The organism is Escherichia coli, assembly GCF_036503815.1.
Lineage (GTDB): Bacteria > Pseudomonadota > Gammaproteobacteria > Enterobacterales > Enterobacteriaceae > Escherichia > Escherichia coli_F.
The window spans coordinates 4,154,820-4,177,633 of sequence record NZ_AP027764.1; the positions used below are offsets into that span (position 1 = coordinate 4,154,820).

Annotated in this window: 23 protein-coding genes, 1 pseudogene and 1 other annotated feature; of the genes and pseudogenes, 8 read left to right on the plus strand and 16 right to left on the minus strand. The window is 50.8% G+C overall.

Going from position 1 to position 22,814, the window contains the following annotated elements:
- Positions 1–79: 79 nt before the first annotated feature.
- On the minus strand, positions 80–1,996 hold the full coding sequence (gene dnaK / locus AABJ99_RS19830) for a molecular chaperone DnaK (protein ID WP_000516135.1): 1,917 nt from the start codon (positions 1,994–1,996) through the stop codon (positions 80–82).
- Positions 1,997–2,373: 377 nt separating this feature from the next.
- Between dnaK and yaaI the strand changes: the two genes are divergently transcribed.
- The 3 genes and pseudogenes from yaaI (at position 2,374) to satP (ending at position 4,227) form a co-directional block, all read left to right on the plus strand.
- Positions 2,374–2,778 carry a DUF2541 family protein gene (gene yaaI, locus AABJ99_RS19835; protein ID WP_039020373.1) on the plus strand — a complete coding sequence of 135 codons (405 nt, stop codon included), beginning with the start codon at positions 2,374–2,376 and terminating at the stop codon, positions 2,776–2,778.
- Positions 2,779–2,803: 25 nt separating this feature from the next.
- A pseudogene (gene msyB / locus AABJ99_RS19840) lies at positions 2,804–3,512 on the plus strand (acidic protein MsyB).
- Between the two features lie 148 nt (positions 3,513–3,660).
- Positions 3,661–4,227 (plus strand): acetate uptake transporter, encoded by a 567-nt coding sequence (gene satP, locus AABJ99_RS19845; RefSeq protein WP_000528541.1) that lies wholly within the window; start codon positions 3,661–3,663, stop codon positions 4,225–4,227.
- Positions 4,228–4,261: 34 nt separating this feature from the next.
- On the opposite strand, the gene mog is transcribed toward satP, so the two are convergent.
- Together mog and tal are read right to left on the minus strand one after the other, a co-directional pair.
- Positions 4,262–4,849 (minus strand): molybdopterin adenylyltransferase, encoded by a 588-nt coding sequence (gene mog, locus AABJ99_RS19850; RefSeq protein ID WP_001094685.1) that lies wholly within the window; start codon positions 4,847–4,849, stop codon positions 4,262–4,264.
- A 114-nt stretch (positions 4,850–4,963) separates the two neighbouring features.
- Positions 4,964–5,917, minus strand: coding sequence for a transaldolase (gene tal / locus AABJ99_RS19855; protein ID WP_000130187.1), 954 nt, complete (start codon positions 5,915–5,917; stop codon positions 4,964–4,966).
- A gap of 278 nt (positions 5,918–6,195) precedes the next feature.
- Here tal and yaaJ point away from each other — a divergent pair, with 278 nt between their 5' ends.
- Together yaaJ and yaaA are read left to right on the plus strand one after the other, a co-directional pair.
- Positions 6,196–7,626, plus strand: a complete 1,431-nt coding sequence (yaaJ, locus tag AABJ99_RS19860) for an alanine/glycine:cation symporter family protein (protein WP_039020374.1) — start codon at positions 6,196–6,198, stop codon at positions 7,624–7,626.
- A 69-nt stretch (positions 7,627–7,695) separates the two neighbouring features.
- Entirely contained in the window at positions 7,696–8,472 is a 777-nt protein-coding gene (gene yaaA / locus AABJ99_RS19865; protein ID WP_039020375.1) for a peroxide stress protein YaaA, read from the plus strand.
- A 39-nt stretch (positions 8,473–8,511) separates the two neighbouring features.
- Here yaaA and AABJ99_RS19870 read toward each other — a convergent pair whose 3' ends face one another.
- From AABJ99_RS19870 to yjjY, 7 genes are all read right to left on the minus strand, one after another.
- Positions 8,512–8,814, minus strand: a complete 303-nt coding sequence (locus AABJ99_RS19870; RefSeq protein ID WP_039020376.1) for a DUF2502 domain-containing protein — start codon at positions 8,812–8,814, stop codon at positions 8,512–8,514.
- Between the two features lie 213 nt (positions 8,815–9,027).
- Positions 9,028–10,314 carry a threonine synthase gene (thrC, locus tag AABJ99_RS19875; protein WP_039020377.1) on the minus strand — a complete coding sequence of 429 codons (1,287 nt, stop codon included), beginning with the start codon at positions 10,312–10,314 and terminating at the stop codon, positions 9,028–9,030.
- Positions 10,315–11,247, minus strand: coding sequence for a homoserine kinase (gene thrB, locus AABJ99_RS19880; protein WP_000241655.1), 933 nt, complete (start codon positions 11,245–11,247; stop codon positions 10,315–10,317).
- A 1-nt stretch (position 11,248) separates the two neighbouring features.
- Positions 11,249–13,711 (minus strand): bifunctional aspartate kinase/homoserine dehydrogenase I, encoded by a 2,463-nt coding sequence (thrA, locus tag AABJ99_RS19885; RefSeq protein WP_001264706.1) that lies wholly within the window; start codon positions 13,709–13,711, stop codon positions 11,249–11,251.
- A gap of 25 nt (positions 13,712–13,736) precedes the next feature.
- Positions 13,737–13,856 (minus strand) — a sequence feature (Thr leader region).
- Positions 13,792–13,857 carry a thr operon leader peptide gene (thrL, locus tag AABJ99_RS19890; protein WP_001386572.1) on the minus strand — a complete coding sequence of 22 codons (66 nt, stop codon included), beginning with the start codon at positions 13,855–13,857 and terminating at the stop codon, positions 13,792–13,794. Its footprint overlaps the feature before it by 65 nt.
- 213 nt (positions 13,858–14,070) lie before the next feature.
- Positions 14,071–14,757, minus strand: coding sequence for a tRNA/rRNA methyltransferase (yjtD, locus tag AABJ99_RS19895; protein WP_001223153.1), 687 nt, complete (start codon positions 14,755–14,757; stop codon positions 14,071–14,073).
- 399 nt (positions 14,758–15,156) lie between these two features.
- A complete protein-coding gene (gene yjjY / locus AABJ99_RS19900; RefSeq protein WP_001303782.1) occupies positions 15,157–15,297 on the minus strand; it encodes a protein YjjY in 141 nt (46 codons plus the stop codon).
- A 95-nt stretch (positions 15,298–15,392) separates the two neighbouring features.
- On the opposite strand from yjjY, the gene arcA reads away from it, so the two are divergent.
- The gene (arcA, locus tag AABJ99_RS19905; protein ID WP_001194358.1) at positions 15,393–16,109 is read left to right on the plus strand and encodes a two-component system response regulator ArcA; all 717 of its coding nucleotides are present in this window, start codon (positions 15,393–15,395) and stop codon (positions 16,107–16,109) included.
- A gap of 58 nt (positions 16,110–16,167) precedes the next feature.
- Here the strand turns inward: arcA and creD are convergent, their stop codons facing one another.
- The 4 genes from creD to creA are packed head-to-tail and all read right to left on the minus strand — an operon-like array spanning position 16,168 to position 20,177.
- Positions 16,168–17,520, minus strand: coding sequence for a cell envelope integrity protein CreD (gene creD, locus AABJ99_RS19910; protein ID WP_039020378.1), 1,353 nt, complete (start codon positions 17,518–17,520; stop codon positions 16,168–16,170).
- 57 nt (positions 17,521–17,577) lie between these two features.
- Positions 17,578–19,002, minus strand: a complete 1,425-nt coding sequence (gene creC, locus AABJ99_RS19915) for a two-component system sensor histidine kinase CreC (RefSeq protein ID WP_039020379.1) — start codon at positions 19,000–19,002, stop codon at positions 17,578–17,580.
- Positions 19,002–19,691 carry a two-component system response regulator CreB gene (gene creB / locus AABJ99_RS19920; protein WP_001188671.1) on the minus strand — a complete coding sequence of 230 codons (690 nt, stop codon included), beginning with the start codon at positions 19,689–19,691 and terminating at the stop codon, positions 19,002–19,004. The genes creC and creB overlap by 1 nt, the downstream gene beginning before the upstream one ends.
- Positions 19,692–19,703: 12 nt before the next feature.
- A complete protein-coding gene (creA, locus tag AABJ99_RS19925) occupies positions 19,704–20,177 on the minus strand; it encodes a protein CreA (RefSeq protein WP_000875487.1) in 474 nt (157 codons plus the stop codon).
- A 210-nt stretch (positions 20,178–20,387) separates the two neighbouring features.
- Between creA and robA the strand changes: the two genes are divergently transcribed.
- Positions 20,388–21,257 carry an MDR efflux pump AcrAB transcriptional activator RobA gene (gene robA, locus AABJ99_RS19930; RefSeq protein WP_000371666.1) on the plus strand — a complete coding sequence of 290 codons (870 nt, stop codon included), beginning with the start codon at positions 20,388–20,390 and terminating at the stop codon, positions 21,255–21,257.
- Here robA and gpmB read toward each other — a convergent pair.
- A complete protein-coding gene (gene gpmB, locus AABJ99_RS19935; RefSeq protein ID WP_000942351.1) occupies positions 21,254–21,901 on the minus strand; it encodes a 2,3-diphosphoglycerate-dependent phosphoglycerate mutase GpmB in 648 nt (215 codons plus the stop codon). The genes robA and gpmB overlap by 4 nt on opposite strands.
- A 51-nt stretch (positions 21,902–21,952) precedes the next feature.
- Between gpmB and yjjX the strand changes: the two genes are divergently transcribed.
- Positions 21,953–22,468 carry an inosine/xanthosine triphosphatase gene (gene yjjX, locus AABJ99_RS19940; protein ID WP_039020424.1) on the plus strand — a complete coding sequence of 172 codons (516 nt, stop codon included), beginning with the start codon at positions 21,953–21,955 and terminating at the stop codon, positions 22,466–22,468.
- Here yjjX and trpR read toward each other — a convergent pair.
- The gene (gene trpR, locus AABJ99_RS19945; RefSeq protein WP_000068678.1) at positions 22,462–22,788 is read right to left on the minus strand and encodes a trp operon repressor; all 327 of its coding nucleotides are present in this window, start codon (positions 22,786–22,788) and stop codon (positions 22,462–22,464) included. The genes yjjX and trpR overlap by 7 nt on opposite strands.
- Between the last annotated feature and the right edge of the window lie 26 nt (positions 22,789–22,814).

Consider the following 22,814-nt stretch of genomic DNA (forward strand, 5'->3'; position numbering starts at 1 on the left):
TTTGCCCCTAGATGAATGCACGGGCGGAGAGGAAATTCCTCTTCGCCCGTGTCAGTATAATTACCCGTTTATAGGGCGATTATTTTTTGTCTTTGACTTCTTCAAATTCAGCGTCGACAACATCGTCATCTTTCGCGTTGTTTGCAGAAGCATCAGCACCGGCAGTCTGCTGCTGGGCATGTTGCTGCTGGGCGATTTCCATCAGTTTCTGGGAAACCTGTGCCAGTTCCTGCATTTTCGCTTCGATAGCGGCTTTGTCTTCACCTTTCAGAGCAGTTTCCAGTGCAGTCAGCGCAGACTCGATAGCAGTTTTGTCGTCAGCCGGCAGTTTGTCGCCTGCTTCTTCAACCTGCTTACGGGTGCTGTGCAGCAGATGGTCACCCTGGTTGCGAGTCTGTACCAGCTCTTCAAACTTACGGTCAGCTTCGGCGTTAGCTTCTGCGTCGCGTACCATTTTCTGGATTTCATCTTCGTTCAGACCAGAAGAAGCCTTGATGGTGATCTTCTGCTCTTTACCGCTGTTTTTATCTTTCGCGGAAACGTGCAGGATACCGTCAGCATCGATATCGAAGGTAACTTCGATCTGCGGCATACCGCGCGGTGCCGGGTTGATACCATCCAGGTTGAACTGACCCAGAGATTTGTTATCAGCTGCACGTTTACGTTCACCCTGCAGCACGTGGATGGTTACCGCAGACTGGTTATCTTCAGCGGTAGAGAACACCTGGCTGTGCTTGGTCGGGATAGTGGTGTTTTTCGCGATCAGCGTCGTCATCACACCGCCCATGGTTTCGATACCCAGAGACAGCGGGGTAACGTCCAGCAGCAGTACGTCTTTTACGTCACCAGTCAGAACACCACCCTGAACAGCAGCACCGATTGCTACAGCTTCGTCCGGGTTAACGTCTTTACGCGGCTCTTTACCAAAGAATTCAGCAACTTTCTTCTGAACCATTGGCATACGAGTCTGACCACCCACGAGGATAACGTCGTCGATATCAGATACGGACAGGCCAGCGTCCTGCAGTGCAACTTTCAGCGGCTCAATGGAACGGTTTACCAGGTCTTCAACCAGGCTTTCCAGTTTCGCACGAGTCACTTTGATGTTCATGTGTTTCGGACCGGTCGCGTCTGCAGTGATATACGGCAGGTTAACGTCGGTCTGCTGAGCGGAAGAAAGTTCGATTTTCGCTTTTTCTGCCGCTTCTTTCAGGCGCTGCATTGCCAGCGGATCGTTGCGCAGGTCAATGCCCTGATCTTTCTTGAATTCTTCAACCAGGTAGTTGATCAGACGGCTGTCGAAGTCTTCACCCCCCAGGTGGGTATCACCGTTGGTTGCCAGAACTTCGAAGGTTTTTTCGCCGTCAACTTCGTCGATTTCGATAATAGAAATATCGAAAGTACCACCACCCAGGTCATAAACCGCGATAGTACGGTTGCCAGTACCTTTGTCCAGACCATAAGCCAGCGCAGCTGCGGTCGGTTCGTTGATGATACGTTTTACTTCCAGACCAGCGATACGGCCTGCGTCTTTGGTTGCCTGACGCTGAGCATCGTTAAAGTATGCCGGTACGGTAATAACCGCTTCAGTTACCGGTTCGCCCAGGTAATCTTCCGCGGTTTTCTTCATTTTTTTCAGCACTTCAGCAGAAATCTGCGGCGGTGCCATTTTTTGGCCTTTAACTTCGACCCAAGCGTCGCCGTTATCAGCAGCAATAATTTTGAACGGCATGATGGAAACATCACGCTGTACTTCTTCGTCCTGGAAGCGGCGGCCAATCAGGCGTTTAATCGCAAACAGGGTGTTTTGCGGGTTTGTCACTGCCTGACGTTTAGCCGGCTGACCAACCAGAGTTTCACCATCCTGGGTATAGGCAATGATAGAAGGCGTGGTGCGATCGCCTTCGGCGTTCTCCAGTACACGAGGAGTGGTGCCATCCATAATCGCTACACAAGAGTTGGTAGTACCCAGGTCGATACCAATTATTTTACCCATCTAAACGTCTCCACTATATATTCGGTCATCATGTGGTTGTGAGTCTGTAATAGGGGCGAAACGTTTGGTTTCAACAGCCCAATTTAATTTTTTTTGCAGACTCACTCACTGCGGTTGACTACTAAATGGGGTCGTAACCCACGTCATCAAGGGGGAGATGCAAAAATTTTTTGTGCTTTTGCGCAGAAATTTCGCGATATGCCAGAAGAAGCCATGAAACAGACAGTAATTTCATTCATACAATGAATGAATTGCAACCAAGGCATTCACAAAAAAATTGTAATAAAAAGAAAAGATTACATGACTGAAACTTCTTTTCATCAGCAGTAAACTAGTGGGTATTCTTCCCCCTTCGCCTCCCTACGAAGAGAATCCTTATGAAATCCGTTTTTACGCTTTCCGCCAGCCTGGCAATTAGCCTGTTGCTTTGCTGCACAGCGCAGGCAAACGACCATAAAATCCTCGGCGTCATTGCCATGCCGCGTAACGAAACCAACGATCTGGCGCTGAAACTTCCTGTTTGTCGCATTGTTAAGCGTATACAACTCTCTGCCGACCATGGCGATTTACAGTTAAGTGGTGCATCGGTTTATTTCAAAGCCGCCCGTAGCGCCAGTCAGAGCCTGAATATTCCTTCAGAAATAAAAGAAGGGCAAACCACTGACTGGATCAACATTAACAGCGATAACGACAATAAACGCTGCGTCTCAAAAATCACCTTTTCCGGCCATACGGTGAACTCATCGGATATGGCCACGCTGAAAATTATCGGCGACGACTAACGCCAGAATATAGAAGCCACAAAAAATGAATGTTAATTACCTGAATGATTCAGATCTGGATTTTCTCCAGCATTGTAGTGAGGAACAATTGGCAAATTTCGCCCGGCTGCTCACCCATAATGAAAAAGGCAAAACTCGCCTCTCCAGCGTACTGATGCGCAACGAACTGTTTAAATCGATGGAAGGACATCCCGAGCAACATCGCCGCAACTGGCAGCTGATTGCCGGAGAATTACAGCATTTTGGCGGTGATAGCATCGCGAATAAATTACGCGGACACGGCAAACTGTACCGGGCCATTTTGCTCGATGTTTCAAAACGATTGAAGCTGAAAGCCGACAAAGAGATGTCTACGTTTGAAATTGAGCAACAGTTACTGGAACAATTTCTGCGTAATACCTGGAAGAAAATGGACGAGGAACATAAGCAGGAGTTTCTGCACGCGGTCGATGCCAGGGTGAATGAGCTGGAAGAGCTGCTGCCGCTGCTGATGAAAGACAAATTATTGGGGCGTGTCGCATTTGCTTTCCAGCCAATTGACCCGCATTTTACGCACCCACGCAGCAATGAGCGTACTTGGGCATGGTTTGCTGCGCGGCGCGGGGCTGGGAGGCCCTGTAGGCGCGGCACTAAATGGGGTTAAAGCGGTCAGCGGCAGCGCCTATCGCGTGACGATTCCAGCCGTACTGCAAATCGCCTGCCTGCGCCGGATGGTTAGTGCCACTCAGGTCTGATACCGGAAACCGGGGAAAATTTTCATTTTCCCTTCAAAAGATCGTAGACACTGCCCCACTGGCTGATTATTATGCCGCGCCCTGAAAACACTACAGTTATTCAGGGAAATTATTTCACCATTCATTCGATGATGATTTTTGAGGAATTATGGGCAACACTAAGTTGGCTAATCCGGCACCGCTGGGCCTGATGGGCTTCGGCATGACCACCATTCTGCTTAACCTGCACAACGTGGGTTATTTCGCTCTTGACGGTATTATTCTTGCAATGGGCATTTTCTACGGCGGCATCGCGCAAATTTTTGCTGGTCTGCTGGAGTACAAAAAAGGCAACACTTTCGGTTTAACCGCATTCACCTCTTACGGTTCTTTTTGGCTGACGCTGGTTGCGATTCTGCTGATGCCGAAACTGGGTCTGACCGATGCGCCAAATGCACAGTTCCTTGGTGTCTACCTTGGTCTGTGGGGCGTATTTACGCTGTTTATGTTCTTCGGCACGCTGAAAGGCGCACGCGTTCTGCAATTCGTTTTCTTTAGCCTGACCGTGCTGTTTGCCCTGCTGGCGATCGGTAACATTGTCGGTAATGCCGCGATCATCCACTTTGCCGGCTGGATTGGTCTGATCTGCGGTGCCAGCGCAATCTATCTGGCGATGGGTGAAGTACTGAACGAGCAGTTTGGTCGCACCGTTCTGCCGATTGGTGAATCCCACTAATTGTTTTGAGATCCCCCCGCTCGGGGGGATTTTTTTATTCGCTAACTTCGCGTCTTGCACTCTTCGGTCTGAATGCTGCAACCACTTCCGGTGCCGTTTCAACGTATGGCCCTTCCAGCAACTGAATGCAGTACGGTACGCTGGCAAAAATACCGTGTACCACAACGTTACCCTCAGCATCCTTCACCCCTTCCAGCGTCTCTTTAATAGACTTCGGCTGACCGGGTAAGTTAAGGATTAGTGCTTGTTTGCGAATCACGCCCACCTGGCGCGAAAGGATCGCGGTTGGAACAAAATGCAGGCTAATTTGGCGCATCTGTTCACCAAAGCCTGGCATCTCGCGGTCCGCTACTGCCAGCGTCGCATCGGGCGTGACGTCACGACGCGCCGGACCAGTTCCGCCCGTGGTGAGCACCAGATGGCAACTCATTTCATCCACCAGCTCACACAACGTTTGCTCGATGATCGCCTGCTCATCGGGGATTAAGCGGGTTTCCAGTTCAAACGGCGTGGTTAGCGCCGATGTCAGCCATTCTTCCAGCGCTGGGATGCCTTTATCCTGATAAACGCCGCTGGATGCGCGATCAGAGATGGAAACTAAGCCAATACGTAAAGTATTCATTAAGATTTTTCCGTTTAAACAGTCTCGTTAAACAGAATGATACACTGCGAAGGGAGTGACAGACAGGCTTCAGAAGAGGTAGCGTGACCGACTTCCCGGTCACGCTAAGAATGATTACAGCAGATCGCCGATCATTTTTTCCAGTTTTTCCTGATCAACAGCAAACTTACGGATACCTTCCGCCAGTTTATCTACTGCCATTGGATCCTGGTTGTGCTGCCACAGGAACTCGGACTCAGTGATACGCGCCGGACGCGCTTTCACTTCGCCGGTGTAAGACAGTTTACGCTCGATAGCCCCTTCGCTCTCAGCCAGCTCTTTCAGCAGTGCCGGTGCGATGGTCAGACGGTCGCAGCCTGCCAGTTCCAGAATTTCGCCGATGTTACGGAAGCTTGCGCCCATCACCACGGTTTCATAACCGTGCTCTTTGTAGTACTGGTAGATTTCAGATACAGAAACCACGCCCGGATCTTCTGCCGGAGCGTACTCTTTCTTATCAGTATTCGCTTTGTACCAGTCAAGAATACGGCCAACAAATGGCGAGATCAGGAACACGCCTGCTTCCGCACAAGCACGAGCCTGAGCGAAGGAGAACAGCAGGGTCAGGTTACAGTTGATACCTTCTTTTTCCAGCTGTTCTGCAGCACGGATACCCTGCCAGGTAGAAGCCAGTTTGATCAGAATACGATCGTTGCTAATACCTGCATCGTTGTAGAGTTTGATCAGGCGTTTTGCTTTCGCAATTGACGCTTCGGTGTCATAGGAAAGACGCGCATCAACTTCAGTTGATATACGGCCTGGAACCAGTTTCAGGATTTCCAGACCAATATTTACTGCCAGTTTGTCGGTCGCGTCCACGATCTGCTGCGCGCGATCGTTGCTCTGCTGTTTCGCCCAGGCGACAGCATCATCAATCAACTTACGATATTCCGGAATCTGCGCTGCGTTAAGAATGAGAGAAGGGTTGGTTGTGGCATCCTGCGGTTGATACAGCTTCATTGCCGCGATGTCCCCAGTGTCGGCCACTACGGTGGTGTACTGACGAAGGGAGGTCAATTTGTCCGTCATGATAGTATTTCTCTTTAAACAGCTTGTTAGGGGGATGTAACCGGTCTGCCCTGATGATATCACGACGCAACGTCAGCGCAACCGCCGACAAGACGGTTATCGCCTGGCGAGACTGTTTCGGATTTCTGACACTGCGTTGATATCGCCCGCCATTTTTATACAAAACCTCATGTATGCTACGCAGAAGTTATCAAGTACCTCGTAGCGTATATACTTCTTAAACAATTGGTAACGTTTACACAGGAAAGTCATCGCGACCGGCAATAAGAGGGATATGCATGCCAGATTTTTTTTCCTTTATTAACAGCGTCCTCTGGGGCTCGGTAATGATTTACCTGCTCTTCGGCGCAGGTTGTTGGTTCACTTTTCGCACCGGTTTTGTGCAGTTTCGCTACATCCGCCAGTTTGGCAAAAGTCTTAAAAATAGCATTCATCCACAGCCAGGCGGTTTAACCTCATTTCAGTCATTGTGTACCAGTCTTGCGGCGCGCGTGGGTAGCGGCAACCTGGCTGGCGTTGCGCTGGCTATTACCGCCGGTGGACCAGGTGCCGTCTTCTGGATGTGGGTTGCCGCGTTTATCGGCATGGCGACCTCGTTTGCCGAATGTTCCCTTGCACAACTTTATAAAGAACGTGACGTTAATGGGCAGTTTCGTGGCGGACCGGCATGGTATATGGCGCGCGGGCTGGGGATGCGCTGGATGGGCGTTCTGTTCGCCCTCTTTTTGCTCATCGCCTACGGCATAATTTTCAGCGGAGTTCAGGCGAACGCCGTTGCCCGAGCCCTGAGTTTTTCTTTTGATTTTCCCCCGCTGGTGACAGGCATTATTCTTGCTGTCTTTGCTCTGCTGGCAATCACTCGCGGTCTTCATGGCGTCGCCCGGCTCATGCAGGGGTTTGTCCCGTTGATGGCGGTAATCTGGGTACTGACCAGCCTGGTAATTTGCGTAATGAATATCGGGCAACTTCCCCACGTCATTTGGTCTATTTTTGAGAGTGCTTTTGGCTGGCAGGAAGCGGCAGGCGGCGCGGCGGGATATACCTTAAGCCAGGCGATTACTAACGGTTTTCAGCGCAGTATGTTTTCCAATGAGGCGGGAATGGGGTCGACGCCAAACGCGGCAGCGGCAGCTGCGTCCTGGCCTCCGCATCCCGCAGCGCAAGGGATTGTCCAGATGATTGGCATTTTTATCGACACCCTGGTCATCTGTACGGCAAGCGCCATGCTGATATTACTGGCTGGCAACGGCACAACCTACATGCCACTGGAAGGTATTCAGCTTATCCAGAAGGCGATGCGGGTGTTAATGGGTTCCTGGGGTGCGGAGTTTGTTACCCTCGTGGTTATTCTGTTTGCCTTCAGCTCCATCGTTGCCAACTACATTTATGCCGAAAACAATCTCTTCTTCTTACGCCTGAACAACCCTAAAGCGATCTGGTGTCTGCGAATCTGCACCTTCGCAACGGTCATCGGCGGCACCTTGCTAAGTCTTCCGCTGATGTGGCAACTGGCAGATATCATAATGGCCTGCATGGCTATTACCAATTTGACCGCCATATTACTGCTCTCGCCTGTGGTTCATACCATTGCCAGTGATTATCTACGCCAGCGTAAACTCGGCGTGCGCCCGGTGTTTGATCCGTTGCGTTATCCGGATATTGGTCGCCAGCTTTCTCCGGACGCGTGGGATGATGTTTCGCAGGAGTAATCACAACTATCGATCAACTCATTCTCTTTTTTTGCTAAAGTCGGCATAAATTTCCTGCAAGGACTGGATATGCTGATTCTTATTTCACCTGCGAAAACGCTCGATTACCAAAGCCCGTTGCCCACCACGCGCTATACGCTGCCGGAGCTGTTAGACAACTCCCAGCAGCTGATCCATGAAGCGCGGAAACTGACGCCTCCGCAGATTAGCACCCTGATGCGCATCAGCGACAAACTGGCGGGCATCAACGCCGCTCGCTTTCATGACTGGCAGCCAGATTTCACGCCAGAGAATGCCCGACAGGCGATTCTGGCATTTAAAGGTGATGTCTATACTGGCTTGCAGGCCGAAACCTTCAGCGAAGACGATTTCGATTTTGCCCAACAACATTTGCGAATGCTTTCCGGCTTGTATGGCGTACTGCGCCCGCTCGATTTAATGCAGCCTTATCGTCTGGAAATGGGGATCCGTCTTGAGAATGCCCGAGGGAAAGATCTGTATCAATTCTGGGGAGATATCATCACCAACAAGCTGAACGAGGCGCTCGCAGCACAAGGCGATAATGTGGTGATTAATCTGGCGTCAGATGAGTATTTTAAATCGGTGAAGCCGAAGAAATTGAATGCCGAGATTATCAAGCCAGTGTTCCTCGATGAGAAGAACGGCAAATTTAAGATAATCAGCTTCTACGCTAAGAAAGCGCGCGGTCTGATGAGTCGTTTCATTATTGAAAATCGGCTGACCAAACCAGAGCAACTAACTGGCTTTAATAGCGAAGGTTACTTCTTTGATGAAGCTTCCTCCAGTGATGGGGAACTGGTGTTTAAACGCTACGAGCAGCGTTAAGTTTGCAGTAAATGCCGGATGGCAATCCGGCATTCATATTTAGCGATGATGTTTGTCCGGCCCCGGACGATGATCGCCACGGTGGTCATTACGATGATCATGGTGCTTGTTATGACCTGGCGGCGATCCGTGTGGGTGCCAGCGATTGCCTCGCCATTCATAATGTTGTTTCCACCAGCCGTGGTCGCGCCAGTGACCGCCATCCCAGTAATAGCCACGATTATCACGATCGCCTATCTGTAATTTTACTGACGGGACTAACGTAATTTCCGCAGCCTGTGCTGCCATGGGAGCGACCAGAACCAGGGAAAGTGCGAGTACGATAGATTGCATCTTTTTCACAGGTTACTCCTTTTATCATTGCCCGTTATGGGTCGATATCCGGAGATTACGCGATGAGAACGGCGGTTGTTATTCTCCGCAATCCTAATCTCTAAGTTACCGCATTTATTGAGAATTTCTCCTTTTTTCCTGTCGTTTTTCTCCATATTTTCTTCATAAAAAAGCCGGGCTGTATAAAAGCAAACCCGGCCTGATTGAGATAATGAATAGATGTTACTGATGATTCATCATCAATTTACGCAACGCAGCAAAATCGGCGGGCAGATTATGCGAAAGCAAGGGTAAATCAGCACGTTCTGCCAGCTCTTTTGGCAGATCCAATGTTTCACCGAGAATCGCTTCCACGCTCTCTTTAAATTTCGCCGGATGCGCGGTGCCGAGGAACAAGCCATATTCGCCTGGATGCAACTGGTCACGCAGCGCACGATAAGCTACGGCAGCGTGCGGCTCCGAGGTATAGCCCAGTTCTTTTAACTCACGCATTGTCTGTTGCGTGGTTTCATCATCTACGGCTGCATAACCCAGCTCTTTCAGTTGCCAGATTTTGCGGCGGAACAACTCTTCCACACGCGGCCAGTTGTTCGGTTGACTCACGTCCATCGCGTTGGATAACGTCGCCTGAGTCGCTTTAGGGGACCACTGCCCGTCGTGCAGGAAACGCGGCACGGTATCGTTCACGTTAGTGGCAGCGATAAAACGCTTCACCGGCAGGCCAAGAGATTTCGCCAGCAGGCCCGCAGTCAAATCGCCGAAGTTACCGCTCGGCACCGAGACAACCAGCTGGTTGCGCGCTTCCTGCGGCAGCTGCGCAACAGCTTCAAAGTAGTAGCAAATCTGCGCCAGCAAACGGCTGATGTTAATGGAGTTAGCAGAGTTTAGCCCCAGCGCCACCTTCAGTTCTTCATCATCAAACGCCTGCTTCACCAGCGCCTGACAGGCATCGAAATCGCCGTCGATGGCAACAGTTTCAATATTGCCGCCCAATGTACAGAACAGTTTTTCTTGCAGTGGACTGATTTTGCCTTTTGGATAGAGGATAACCACTTTCACATTCGGTAAACCGTAGAAAGCATGAGCCACTGCCGCTCCAGTATCACCGGAGGTCGCGGTCAGAATGGTCACTGGCTTATCGCCCGCAATATGGGTCAGCATTTGTGCCATAAAGCGACCGCCGAAATCTTTAAATGCCAGTGTTGGCCCATGAAACAATTCCAGACAACCGACATCGCTTTCAACATTGGCGACCGGAGCCGGGAAGGCAAACGCCGCGCGCACGCGCTCTTCCAGTATTTCCTGCGGGATCTCATCACCAATAAACGCCGAGAGGATCTTCGCACTGCGGGTGACAAAATCCAGTTTCAGCATCTCATCAATTTCAGTCAGGCTGAATTCCGGCAGGTCGTGCGGGAAAAACAGCCCCTGATTTTTGCCCAACCCCTGAGTTACGGCTTGCGCAAAGCTGACCTGTTCGTTGTGGTCTTTCAGATTGTAGAGTTTCATTTAGTTTTCCAGTACTCGTGCGCCCGCCGTATCCAGCCGGCAAATATGAACAAAACCTTCCTGATTTTGCAGGTAGTTCTTACCCAACCAGTCGGCAACGCGCTGGGCGGTATCCGGCTTGTCACACAGAGCGAACAAGGTCGGCCCGGATCCGGAGATACCGCTCGCTACCGCGCCGATTTCCGCGACCGCCTGCCGCGCCTGCTTGAAGCCAGGCAGTAAACGTTCACGGTAAGGTTCAGCGATAACATCTTTCATCAACTTCGCGGCAAGCTCAGGTTGACGGGAATAGCAGGCGTGAATGAAGCCTGCCAGATGTCGCCCGTGCGCAATGCAATCCTGGCGGCGATACTGTGCCGGTAAAATCGCCCGGGCTTCTGCCGTCGAGACTTTAATCCCCGGATATGCCAGCACCCACAGCCACTCATCAAACCCCGGCACTTGCTGGCTGATGATGTCGTTTTCTTCGATCATCAACTGCATACCACCAAGAAAACACGGTGCCACGTTGTCGTAATGAATGCTGCCGGAGATACGCCCTTCCAGCTCGCCCATCAAAGCCAGCAAACGGGTGTCATTAAGCGGCTTGCCGCAATGTTCATTCATCGCCATCAGCGCCGCCACCACCGAACAAGCGCTGGATCCTAAACCCGAACCGATCGGCATATTCTTTTCCAGCGTCATTGCCACTGGAATTTGCTTGCCCAGCTCCTGGCAAAAACGCTCCCAGCACTGATAAACGATATTTTCCCGTGGTTCTGACGGCAGCTTATCGGCAAAACGTCCGAGATTGTTGAGACTGAATGTCTCTGCCGCCTCAACCGTTACTACATCTCCGAGCAATGCACCATCAACAGGTGTCACCGCCGCCCCGAGCACATCAAACCCGACGCTCATATTGGCACTGGAAGCCGGGGCATAAACTTTAACCATGTCAGACTCCTAACTTCCATGAGAGGGTACGTAGCAGATCGGCAAAGACACCAGCAGCTGTAACGTCATTGCCCGCGCCATATCCGCGCAGAACCAACGGCAGCGGCTGATAATAGTGGCTATAGAAGGCCAGGGCGTTTTCGCCATTTTTCACTTTGAACAGCGGATCATTGCCATCCACTTCGGCAATCTTCACGCGGCAGATGCCATCTTCATCAATATTGCCAACATAGCGCAAAACTTTGCCCTCATCACGAGCCTTCGCCACGCGTGCGGCAAAGAGATCGTCGAGCTGTGACAGATTCGCCATAAAAGCTGCAACATCACCCTCTGCGTTAAACTCTGCGGGCAGCACAGGTTCAATTTCAATATCCGCCAGTTCCAGTTCACGTCCCGTTTCACGGGCGAGAATCAATAGCTTACGCGCCACATCCATACCAGAAAGATCATCTCGCGGGTCCGGTTCGGTATAACCCATTTCCCGCGCCAGCGTGGTCGCCTCGGAGAAACTCATGCCTTCGTCTAACTTGCCGAAGATATAAGAAAGCGAACCGGAAAGAATGCCGGAGAACTTCATTAATTCATCACCTGCGTTGAGCAGATTTTGCAGGTTCTCAATAACCGGTAATCCAGCCCCAACGTTAGTGTCATAGAGGAATTTACGCCGCGATTTTTCCGCCGCATAACGCAACTGATGGTAGTAATCCATCGACGAGGTGTTGGCCTTTTTGTTTGGCGTAACCACGTGGAAACCTTCGCGCAGGAAGTCAGCATACTGATCCGCCACCGCCTGGCTGGAGGTACAGTCGACAATCACCGGATTCAGCAAATGATATTCTTTCACCAGGCGAATTAAGCGCCCGAGGTTAAACGGCTCTTTGGCTTGCGCCAGTTCTTCCTGCCAGTTCTCCAGATTAAGGCCATGCACATTGGTGAGCAGAGCCTTTGAGTTGGCAACGCCGCAGACACGTAAGTCGATATGTTTATTCTTCAGCCAGCTTTGCTGGCGCTTCAGTTGCTCCAGCAGCGCACCGCCAACACCACCGACGCCAATTACAAACACTTCGATAACCTGATCGGTATTGAACAGCATCTGATGAGTAACGCGCACACCAGTGGTCGCATCATCGTTATTTACCACGACAGAGATTGAGCGTTCAGAAGATCCCTGAGCAATAGCGACAATGTTGATATTGGCGCGGGCCAGCGCGGCAAAGAATTTCGCCGAGATCCCACGCAAGGTGCGCATACCATCACCTACCACCGAGATAATGGCTAGCCGTTCCGTCACCGCCAGCGGCTCCAGCAAGCCTTCCTTCAGTTCAAGATAGAACTCTTCCTGCATCGCCCGTTCAGCTCGCACACAGTCGCTTTGTGGAACGCAGAAACTGATACTGTATTCAGAAGACGATTGCGTAATCAGCACCACTGAAATACGGGCGCGTGACATTGCCGCAAAGACGCGCGCCGCCATGCCGACCATCCCTTTCATTCCCGGACCGGATACGCTAAACATTGCCATGTTATTCAGATTGGAAATGCCCTTGACTGGTAATTCGTCTTCATCACGGCTGGCACCAATGAGCGTACCTGGTGCTTGAGGATTTCCGGTATTTTTAATCAGGCAAGGGATCTGGAACTGAGCGATGGGGGTAATGGTGCGGGGGTGAAGAACTTTAGCGCCGAAGTAGGAAAGCTCCATCGCTTCCTGATAGGACATCGACTTCAACAACCTCGCATCGGGCACCTGACGCGGGTCGCAGGTATAGACCCCGTCAACGTCCGTCCAGATCTCGCAACAATCGGCGCGTAAACAGGCAGCCAGTACAGCGGCGGAGTAGTCGGAACCGTTACGTCCAAGCACCACCAGTTCGCCTTTTTCATTACCCGCAGTGAAACCTGCCATCAGCACCATGTGGTCAGCCGGAATGCGGCTTGCCGCAATACGGCGGGTGGACTCAGCAATATCGACGGTAGATTCGAGGTAATGACCGACTGCCAGCAGTTTTTCGACCGGATCGATTACGGTAACGTTGTGACCACGCGCTTCTAACACGCCGGCCATAATGGCGATCGACATTTTCTCGCCACGGCAAATCAGTGCCGCGTTGATGCTATCCGGGCACTGCCCTAACAAACTAATACCATGCAGGACATGTTTAATTTGGGCAAATTCCTGGTCGACGAAAGTTTTCAGCTGCGCCAGCGGGAATCCCGGCTGAGCGGCGGCGAGTCCCGTCAGAAGTTCGGCAAAAATACGTTCGGCATCGCTGATATTGGGTAAAGCATCCTGGCCGCTAATGGTTTTTTCAATCATCGCCACCAGGTGGTTGGTGATTTTGGCAGGGGCAGAGAGGACGGTAGCCACCTGCCCCTGCCTGGCATTGCTTTCCAGAATATCGGCAACCCGCAGAAAACGTTCTGCATTTGCCACTGATGTACCGCCGAACTTCAACACTCGCATGGTTGTTACCTCGTTACCTTTGGTCGAAAAAAAAGCCCGCACTGTCAGGTGCGGGCTTTTTTCTGTGTTTCCTGTACGCGTCAGCCCGCACCGTTACCTGTGGTAATGGTGATGGTGGTGGTAATGGTGGTGCTAATGCGTTTCATGGATGTTGTGTACTCTGTAATTTTTATCTGTCTGTGCGCTATGCCTATATTGGTTAAAGTATTTAGTGACCTAAGTCAATAAAATTTTAATTTACTCACGGCAGGTAACCAGTTCAGAAGCTGCTGCCAGAGACACTTTTTTTAATCCACACAGAGACATATTGCCCGTTGCAGTCAGAATGAAAAGCTGAAAAATACTTACTAAGGCGTTTTTTATTTGGTGATATTTTTTTCAATATCATGCAGCAAACGATGCAACATTGCCGTGTCTCGTTGCTCTAAAAGCCCCAGCCGTTGTTGTAACCAGTCGACCAGTTTTGTGTCATCTGCCACTGCCAGGGTCGTCAGCAATGACATGGCTCGTTCGCGTAAAGCTTGCAGTTGATGTTGGTCTGCCGTTGTGTCACTTTTGGCCGGTTGTTGTATTAATGTTGCTAATTGATAGCAATAAACCATCACCGCCTGTCCCAGATTCAGCGAAGGATAATCTGCCACCATCGGCACACCAGTAAGAACGTCAGCCAAGGCTAACTCTTCGTTAGTCAGCCCGGAATCTTCGCGACCAAACACCAGCGCTGCATGGCTCATCCACGAGGATTTTTCCTCTAACAGCGGCACCAGTTCCACCGGCGTGGCGTAGTAATGATATTTCGCCCGACTGCGTGCAGTGGTGGCGACAGTGAAGTCGACATCGTGTAACGATTCAGCCAGAGTTGGGAAAACTTTAATATTATCAATAATATCACCAGATCCATGTGCGACCCAGCGGGTAGCTGGCTCCAGGTGTGCCTGACTATCGACAATTCGCAGCTCGCTAAACCCCATCGTTTTCATTGCCCGCGCCGCTGCCCCAATATTTTCTGCTCTGGCGGGTGCGACCAGAATAATCGTTATACGCATATTGCCACTCTTCTTGACCTAATAACCGCGCACAGGGTGATCATTGTCAACTTATTACGCGGATCGAATTTACAAACTCTTAACGTAAGTCGCAGAAAAAGCCCTTCACTTAGCTTAAAAAAGACTAAACTATTTCCTGACTGTACTAATGGTTGAATTGTTAAAAAATGCTACATATCCTTCTGTTTACTTAGGATAATTTTATAAAAAATAAATCTCGACAATTGGATTCATCACGTTTATTAGTTGTATGATGCAACTAGTTGGATTATTAAAATAATGTGACGAAAGCTAGCATTTAGATACGATGATTTCATCAAACTGTTAACGTGCTACAATTGAACTTGATATATGTCAACGAAGCGTAGTTTTATTGGGTGTCCGGCCCCTCTTAGCCTGTTATGTTGCTGTTAAAATGGTTAGGATGACAGCCGTTTTTGACACTGTCGGGTCCTGAGGGAAAGTACCCACGACCAAGCTAATGATGTTGTTGACGTTGATGGAAAGTGCATCAAGAACGCAATTACGTACTTTAGTCATGTTACGCCGATCATGTTAATTTGCAGCATGCATCAGGCAGGTCAGGGACTTTTGTACTTCCTGTTTCGATTTAGTTGGCAATTTAGGTAGCAAACATGCAGACCCCGCACATTCTTATCGTTGAAGACGAGTTGGTAACACGCAACACGTTGAAAAGTATTTTCGAAGCGGAAGGCTATGATGTTTTCGAAGCGACAGATGGCGCGGAAATGCATCAGATCCTCTCTGAATATGACATCAACCTGGTGATCATGGATATCAATCTGCCGGGTAAGAACGGTCTTCTGTTAGCGCGTGAACTGCGCGAGCAGGCGAATGTTGCGTTGATGTTCCTGACTGGCCGTGACAACGAAGTCGATAAAATTCTCGGCCTCGAAATCGGTGCAGATGACTACATCACCAAACCGTTCAACCCGCGTGAACTGACTATTCGTGCACGCAACCTGCTGTCTCGTACCATGAATCTGGGTACTGTCAGCGAAGAACGTCGTAGCGTTGAAAGCTACAAGTTCAATGGTTGGGAACTGGACATCAACAGCCGTTCGCTGATCGGCCCTGATGGCGAGCAGTACAAGCTGCCGCGCAGCGAGTTCCGCGCCATGCTTCACTTCTGTGAAAACCCAGGCAAAATTCAGTCCCGTGCTGAACTGCTGAAGAAAATGACCGGCCGTGAGCTGAAACCGCACGACCGTACTGTAGACGTGACGATCCGCCGTATTCGTAAACATTTCGAATCTACGCCGGATACGCCGGAAATCATCGCCACCATTCACGGTGAAGGTTATCGCTTCTGCGGTGATCTGGAAGATTAATCGGCTTTACCACCGTCAAAAAAACGGCGCTTTTTAGCGCCGTTTTTATTTTTCAACCTTATTTCCAGATACGTAACTCATCGTCCGTTGTAACTTCTTTACTGGCTTTCATTTTCGGCAGTGAAAACGCATACCAGTCGATATTACGGGTCACAAACATCATGCCGGCCAGCGCCACCACCAGCACACTGGTTCCCAACAACAGCGCGCTATCGGCAGAGTTGAGCAGTCCCCACATCACACCATCCAGCAACAACAGCGCAAGGGTAAACAACATGCTATTGCGCCAGCCTTTCAATACCGCCTGCAAATAAATACCGTTCATTAACGCCCCAATCAGACTGGCGATTATCCATGCCACGGTAAAACCGGTATGTTCAGAAAGCGCCAGCAAGAGCAAATAAAACATCACCAATGAAAGCCCCACCAGCAAATATTGCATTGGGTGTAAACGTTGCGCGGTGAGCGTTTCAAAAACAAAGAACGCCATAAAAGTCAGTGCAATCAGCAGAATGGCGTACTTAGTCGCACGGTCCGTTAATTGGTATTGATCGGCTGGCGTCGTCACTGCGACGCTAAACGCCGGGAAGTTTTCCCAGCCGGTATCATTGCCTGAAGCAAAACGCTCACCGAGATTATTAGCAAACCAGCTGCTTTGCCATTGCGCCTGAAAACCAGACTCGCTGACTTCCCGTTTGGCTGGCAGAAAATCACCTAAGAAACTGGGATGCGGCCAGTTGCTGGTTAAGGTCATTTCGCTATTACGCCCGGCAGGCACCACAGAAAGATCGCCGGTACCGCTTAAATTCAGTGCCATATTCAGCTTCAGGTTCTGCTTCCGCCAGTCCCCTTCGGGTAAAGGGATATGCACGCCCTGCCCGCCTTGCTCTAACCCGGTGCCGGGTTCAATGGTCAGCGCCGTTCCGTTAACGTCAGGTGCTTTCACCATACCTATACCGCGCGCATCCCCGACGCCAATCACAATAAATGGCTTGCCTAAGGTGATATTTGGCGCATTGAGTTCGCTAAGACGCGAAACATCAAAATCGGCTTTTAGCGTTAAATCACTATGCCAGACCTGACCGGTATAAATCCCAATCTTGCGTTCTTCCACGTTCTGATTGCCATCAACCATCAATGACTCAGGTAACCAAAAATGGATAAAACTTCGTTTCCGCTCCACGGTTTTATCCTCTTCCTGCACCGTATAAAGCTCGGTCACAGGAATAGCGATGAGCGGCCCAACGAGTTTTTGCGGCCCGCTGGTACTTTGGCGAATCGCATCTTCCACATCGCTACGGTAATCGGCACGTTCGACAATCACCTGCCGAATCAGCATTATCGGAATCAACAACAGCAATACTGCAGCAAACAGGGTGGTCATTTTCCAGAACAGGGGGGATTTCAACATAGTCTTCTCCTTTGCAATGGCCGCAGGTTACAAAGGCTATGTGGGAAGAATTTGAAGCTATGTGAAGTGACGGTGAAGTCGAAGCGAAGCCAGCACACCGCCTTGTGGCACGTTGCACAGTGTGACTTCGCCATTAAGCAAACGGGCAACCTCACTGACGAACGCCAACCCCAGACCACTACTTTTTTGCCCATTCGCACGCGGCAAAGAGTAAAAGCGCTCAAAAACACGCGACAGGGCGTAGTCAGGAATACCACTACCGGTATCCAGCACCTTAAGCGTAACGTGTTCATGATCCACTTCAGCGCTTAGCGTTATGCTACCGCCCTCGGGGGTAAAATCGATGGCGTTATCCAATAAATTCCCCAGAGCCTGCTCCAGTAACGCCGATTCAGCAGCAACGTTAACCTCGGTGGGCATAACATGTAGAGTGATGTTTTTTTCCGCCAACTGCACGGTGCGCGCTTCGCTGATGCGGCGAAATAATGCCGCCACATCAACAGCAGTCAGAACGACTTCCTGACGATTCTCCAGTCTTGCCTGGCGTAGTAACGTTTCCACCAGCGCCTGCATTCGCGCATTTTGTGTCAGAATGTTGTCAGTAAAACGAGCCACCACTTCCGGCGGCGGACCTTCGCGTAAAATTTCCGCCGCACCACGAATCGCCGCCAGTGGGCTTTTTAGCTCATGAGTTAACGCATAAACATACTGCTCAATATAGTTTTTCCCTTCCAGCTTCACGCGCATACTTTCCAGCGCCTGAGCGAGTTTACGCAGCTCGCTACTACCGAGATCGGGGAGAGGAACGGGCTTATTGTCAGTGACAGAATCAGCATAGCGAGTGAGTCGGGCAATGGAGCGGTTGATCCACCAAACCATGCCTGCGCCAATCACCAGTGCAATCCCCAACAAAATGGCGCTGGCCCATAAAATTCGCCGCTCGCTGCGCTTAATGACCGGAGCCATCGCCGCGTTCGGTTTGCCTACGCTCAAAACGCCAATAAGCCGCGAGCCGTCCATAATCGGCGCGGCAACATACATCACAGAACTTTCGGGATCGGCAGGATTTTGCAACGTGCTGCGCGCACCATACTGACCACGCAACGTTAGCCAGACGTCATTCCAGCGCGAATAATCCTGTCCAACGGCTTTATTTGCCGAATCGAACAATACTTTGCCCTGCGCATCGGTCATATAGACATGATATTCATTGCGCACTTTGTTAATGCCACCGATATTGGCGCGAAACGGCCGATGTTGTAGCTGATTAAACGCCTGCGCCAGTTGCCCATGCGTTGGGTCCCCAGAGAGCAAATCGGGACGCGCCAGCTCCGCCAGCAACGTTGCGGTGTCGATCAACGTCCCCTCCGTTGCTCTTCGCACGCCCGGTTTAACTTCTTTGACAAAAATTGCCAGTACGAACCAGGCCGCCACTGCCACCAGTAAAAAATAGCCCAGCAACAACCGCATGCCGATACGCATTACAGTCCCCTCAGGCTATATCCCATGCCGCGATGAGTATTAATCGGGGAAAGATCGGGGTTAATGGCGCGCAGCTTGGCACGCAGCGTTTTAATGTGGGTATCGACGGTGCGATCGTAGGTGTCCTGCGCATCTTCCCATACGCTATCCATCAGTTGCTGGCGGGACCAGACGCGGCCCGGTGACTTGAGTAACGTCTTCAACAATAAAAACTCATACCGAGTCAGCGCTAATGGCGTGTCAAACCAGCTGATCTGCGCCGCGGGTTCATTCAATTCAAAATGTCCAATACGGATGACGGGAGACGGCGTCGAGAACTTCTTCACCCGACGCAGTAAGGTGCGCACCCTGGCGCACACTTCGCGGGGTGAAAACGGTTTAGCCACGTAGTCGTCAGCACCAATTTCCAGCCCAAGCAGGCGATCGACCTCTTCACTTCGGGCCGTCAGGAACAGTACAGGTAACGCCGGATGGAGCGCCAGTAACTGGCGGCACAATTCAAAGCCGCTGATATCAGGCAAACCAACATCGAGAATCATGACATCGGGAACCTGCTGGCGAGCTTTATCCAGCACCGGCAAGCCTCGCTCAAAGACCTCGACGGCAAAACCTTCCTGTTGCAACATGTAGACTAGCGTGTCGGCTATCCCTTGCTCATCTTCCACTAACCAGACCGTTTCCCGTTGCATAAATCGCCTCTGTTATTGCCGCCACGGCATGACAGGAACCGCGCTAATCGCGTTTTTCGGCGAACCTTCTACGACTTTGTCGGAGTAAGCCAGATAAGCGAGCGCGTTGCGTTTGGCGTCATAAAAGCGCACGACCTGTAACGACTTAAAGACCAACGACGTGCGTTTTTTGAATACTACCTCGCCCTGAGCTTTGCCGTTTTTAATGCGATCTGACAGTTCAATCGGCCCGACTTGCTGACAAGAAATAGCCGCATCGGAAGTATCTTCCGCCAGGCCCAATCCCCCTTTAATACCGCCGGTTTTCGCCCGGCTCACATAGCAGGTGACATTTTTCACATCGGGATCGTCAAAGGCTTCCACAACAATTTTGTGATCAGGGCCGATCATTTTAAATACAGTGTCGACCGAACCAATCTCTTCTGCATGAGCCAACGGCCCCAGCATTATCAGGCTTAAAGACAGAATCAAATGCTTGTATTTCATATTGTTACCATTTTTATCTATTACATGAGCAATTAGTTCACCACGATAAATAACATATTGATTAAGAACAAAATCTCAATACTTTTATTTCCGTCAAGCCCTAAAACATACGCTACTAAGAAAAAAACACTGAATGCTAAAACAGCAAAAAATGCTATTATCCAATTACCTGATGTCAGGTGCTCGTTGTTGAAAGGATGAGGATATTTTATGGATCAGGCCGGCATTATTCGCGACCTTTTAATCTGGCTGGAAGGTCATCTGGATCAGCCCCTGTCGCTCGACAATGTAGCGGCGAAAGCAGGTTATTCCAAGTGGCACTTACAGAGAATGTTTAAAGATGTCACTGGTCATGCTATTGGCGCGTATATTCGTGCTCGTCGTTTGTCGAAATCGGCGGTCGCACTACGCCTGACTGCGCGTCCAATTCTGGATATCGCGCTGCAATACCGCTTCGACTCTCAACAGACATTTACTCGCGCATTCAAGAAGCAGTTTGCCCAAACTCCTGCTCTTTACCGCCGTTCTCCTGAATGGAGCGCCTTTGGTATTCGCCCGCCGCTGCGTCTGGGTGAATTCACCATGCCAGAGCACAAATTTGTCACCCTGGAAGATACGCCGCTGATTGGTGTTACCCAGAGTTACTCCTGTTCGCTGGAACAAATCTCTGATTTCCGCCATGAAATGCGTTATCAGTTCTGGCACGATTTTCTTGGCAACGCGCCGACCATTCCGCCTGTTCTCTACGGCCTGAATGAAACGCGTCCGAGCCAGGATAAAGACGACGAGCAAGAGGTGTTCTATACCACCGCATTAGCCCAGGATCAGGCAGATGGCTATGTATTGACCGGGCATCCTGTGATGCTGCAAGGCGGTGAATATGTGATGTTTACCTATGAAGGTCTGGGAACAGGCGTGCAGGAGTTTATCCTGACGGTATACGGAACGTGCATGCCAATGCTTAACCTGACGCGCCGTAAAGGTCAGGATATTGAGCGATACTACCCGGCAGAAGATGCCAAAGCGGGAGATCGCCCAATTAATCTGCGCTGTGAACTGCTGATTCCGATCCGTCGTTAACGCTGCAGCTCATCTAATGCAGGGGCGTCCAGATGCGAGATGTCCCCTGCGGTTTCAACCACCCAGCCAGACGCCAGCCACAAGCTTTCCTGATAATCCACGCGCGAAATAGAACAGTTACGCAGACGTAAGCGACGCTCTGCCCATGCTGGTAATCCGAGAATCGTACTCACCAGGCATCCCAGTGCAATACCGTGGCTCACCAGCAGCGGTCGGCTTCCCTGCGGTAATTCCCGACAAGATTCCAGTGCCGCATTGACACGATCGCTGAGCTCCTGCATAGACTCGCCTTCAGGAATACGTCCGTCGACAGTGCCATTGACCAGCTGGCGACGCCAGTTTTCTTCTTCTTCGGTGAGTGAATCGATATTTCTTGTTTCCAGTACACCCATATTTAATTCACGCAGGCGAGAATCAAAGATGATGTCACAGCCGCAGGCCTGGGCGATGATTTCCGCCGTGCGGCGGGTGCGCCCTAAATCGCTACTGATGATATGCGTAATGCCAAGCTCTTTGGCACGGGTCGCCACCTGCATCGCCTGTTGCTCACCTTTGGCAGTCAGCGGGCTGTCAGACTGGCCCTGAATACGTCGCTCGGCGTTCCACTGCGTTTCACCGTGGCGGACTAGGTATACCTGTAACATGCTTTTTTTCCGTATACTGCTGTAACGTTAATTTTCTGAGTAATGCTGATTATGCACCAAGTTGTCTGTGCGACCACCAATCCCGCTAAAATTCAGGCCATTCTGCAGGCATTTCACGAGATCTTCGGCGAAGGATCCTGCCATATTGCATCCGTTGCCGTCGAGAGCGGTGTACCGGAACAGCCCTTTGGTAGTGAGGAAACGCGCGCTGGCGCACGAAATCGGGTAGCAAATGCTCGCTGTTTACATCCAGAGGCTGATTTTTGGGTGGCGATTGAAGCAGGGATTGATGGTGACAGCACCTTCAGTTGGGTGGTGATTGAAAACGCCAGCCAGCGTGGCGAAGCGCGTTCGGCAACTTTGCCGTTGCCTGAGGTGATTCTGGAGAAAGTGCGTCAAGGCGAGGCGCTCGGCCCTGTGATGTCGCGTTATACCGGCATTGATGAAATTGGCCGTAAAGAAGGTGCAATCGGCGTATTTACCGCCGGGAAGCTCACTCGCGCCAGCGTCTATCACCAGGCGGTGATCCTGGCGCTGAGTCCGTTTCATAATGCCGTGTATCAGTGATCTTTCAGCAACACCTCTTCCAGCCACTGGCGCAGCTCGACAGGCGCGGCTTTCAGACTGTTAGATCCACGCGTAATCGTCGCGATGCCAGCGCCGAGTTCATTTTTCAACTCACGCTGGCTCATTTCGCCGCGCAACAGCTCTTCGACAATACGCACGCGAGTCCCCAACGCTTCGCGCTCATCTGGCGTCAGCATCAGGTTTAACAACGGTAAATGGAGATCGTTTTGGTAGGCATTCTTAAGCAGGTCGACAAAACGTAACCACTCCTGGTGACGCTGTTCTGCCATCGCTGCTGAATAGGGTGATTGTTGGGCCATAATATGTCGCCATTGTTAGCGGGGGA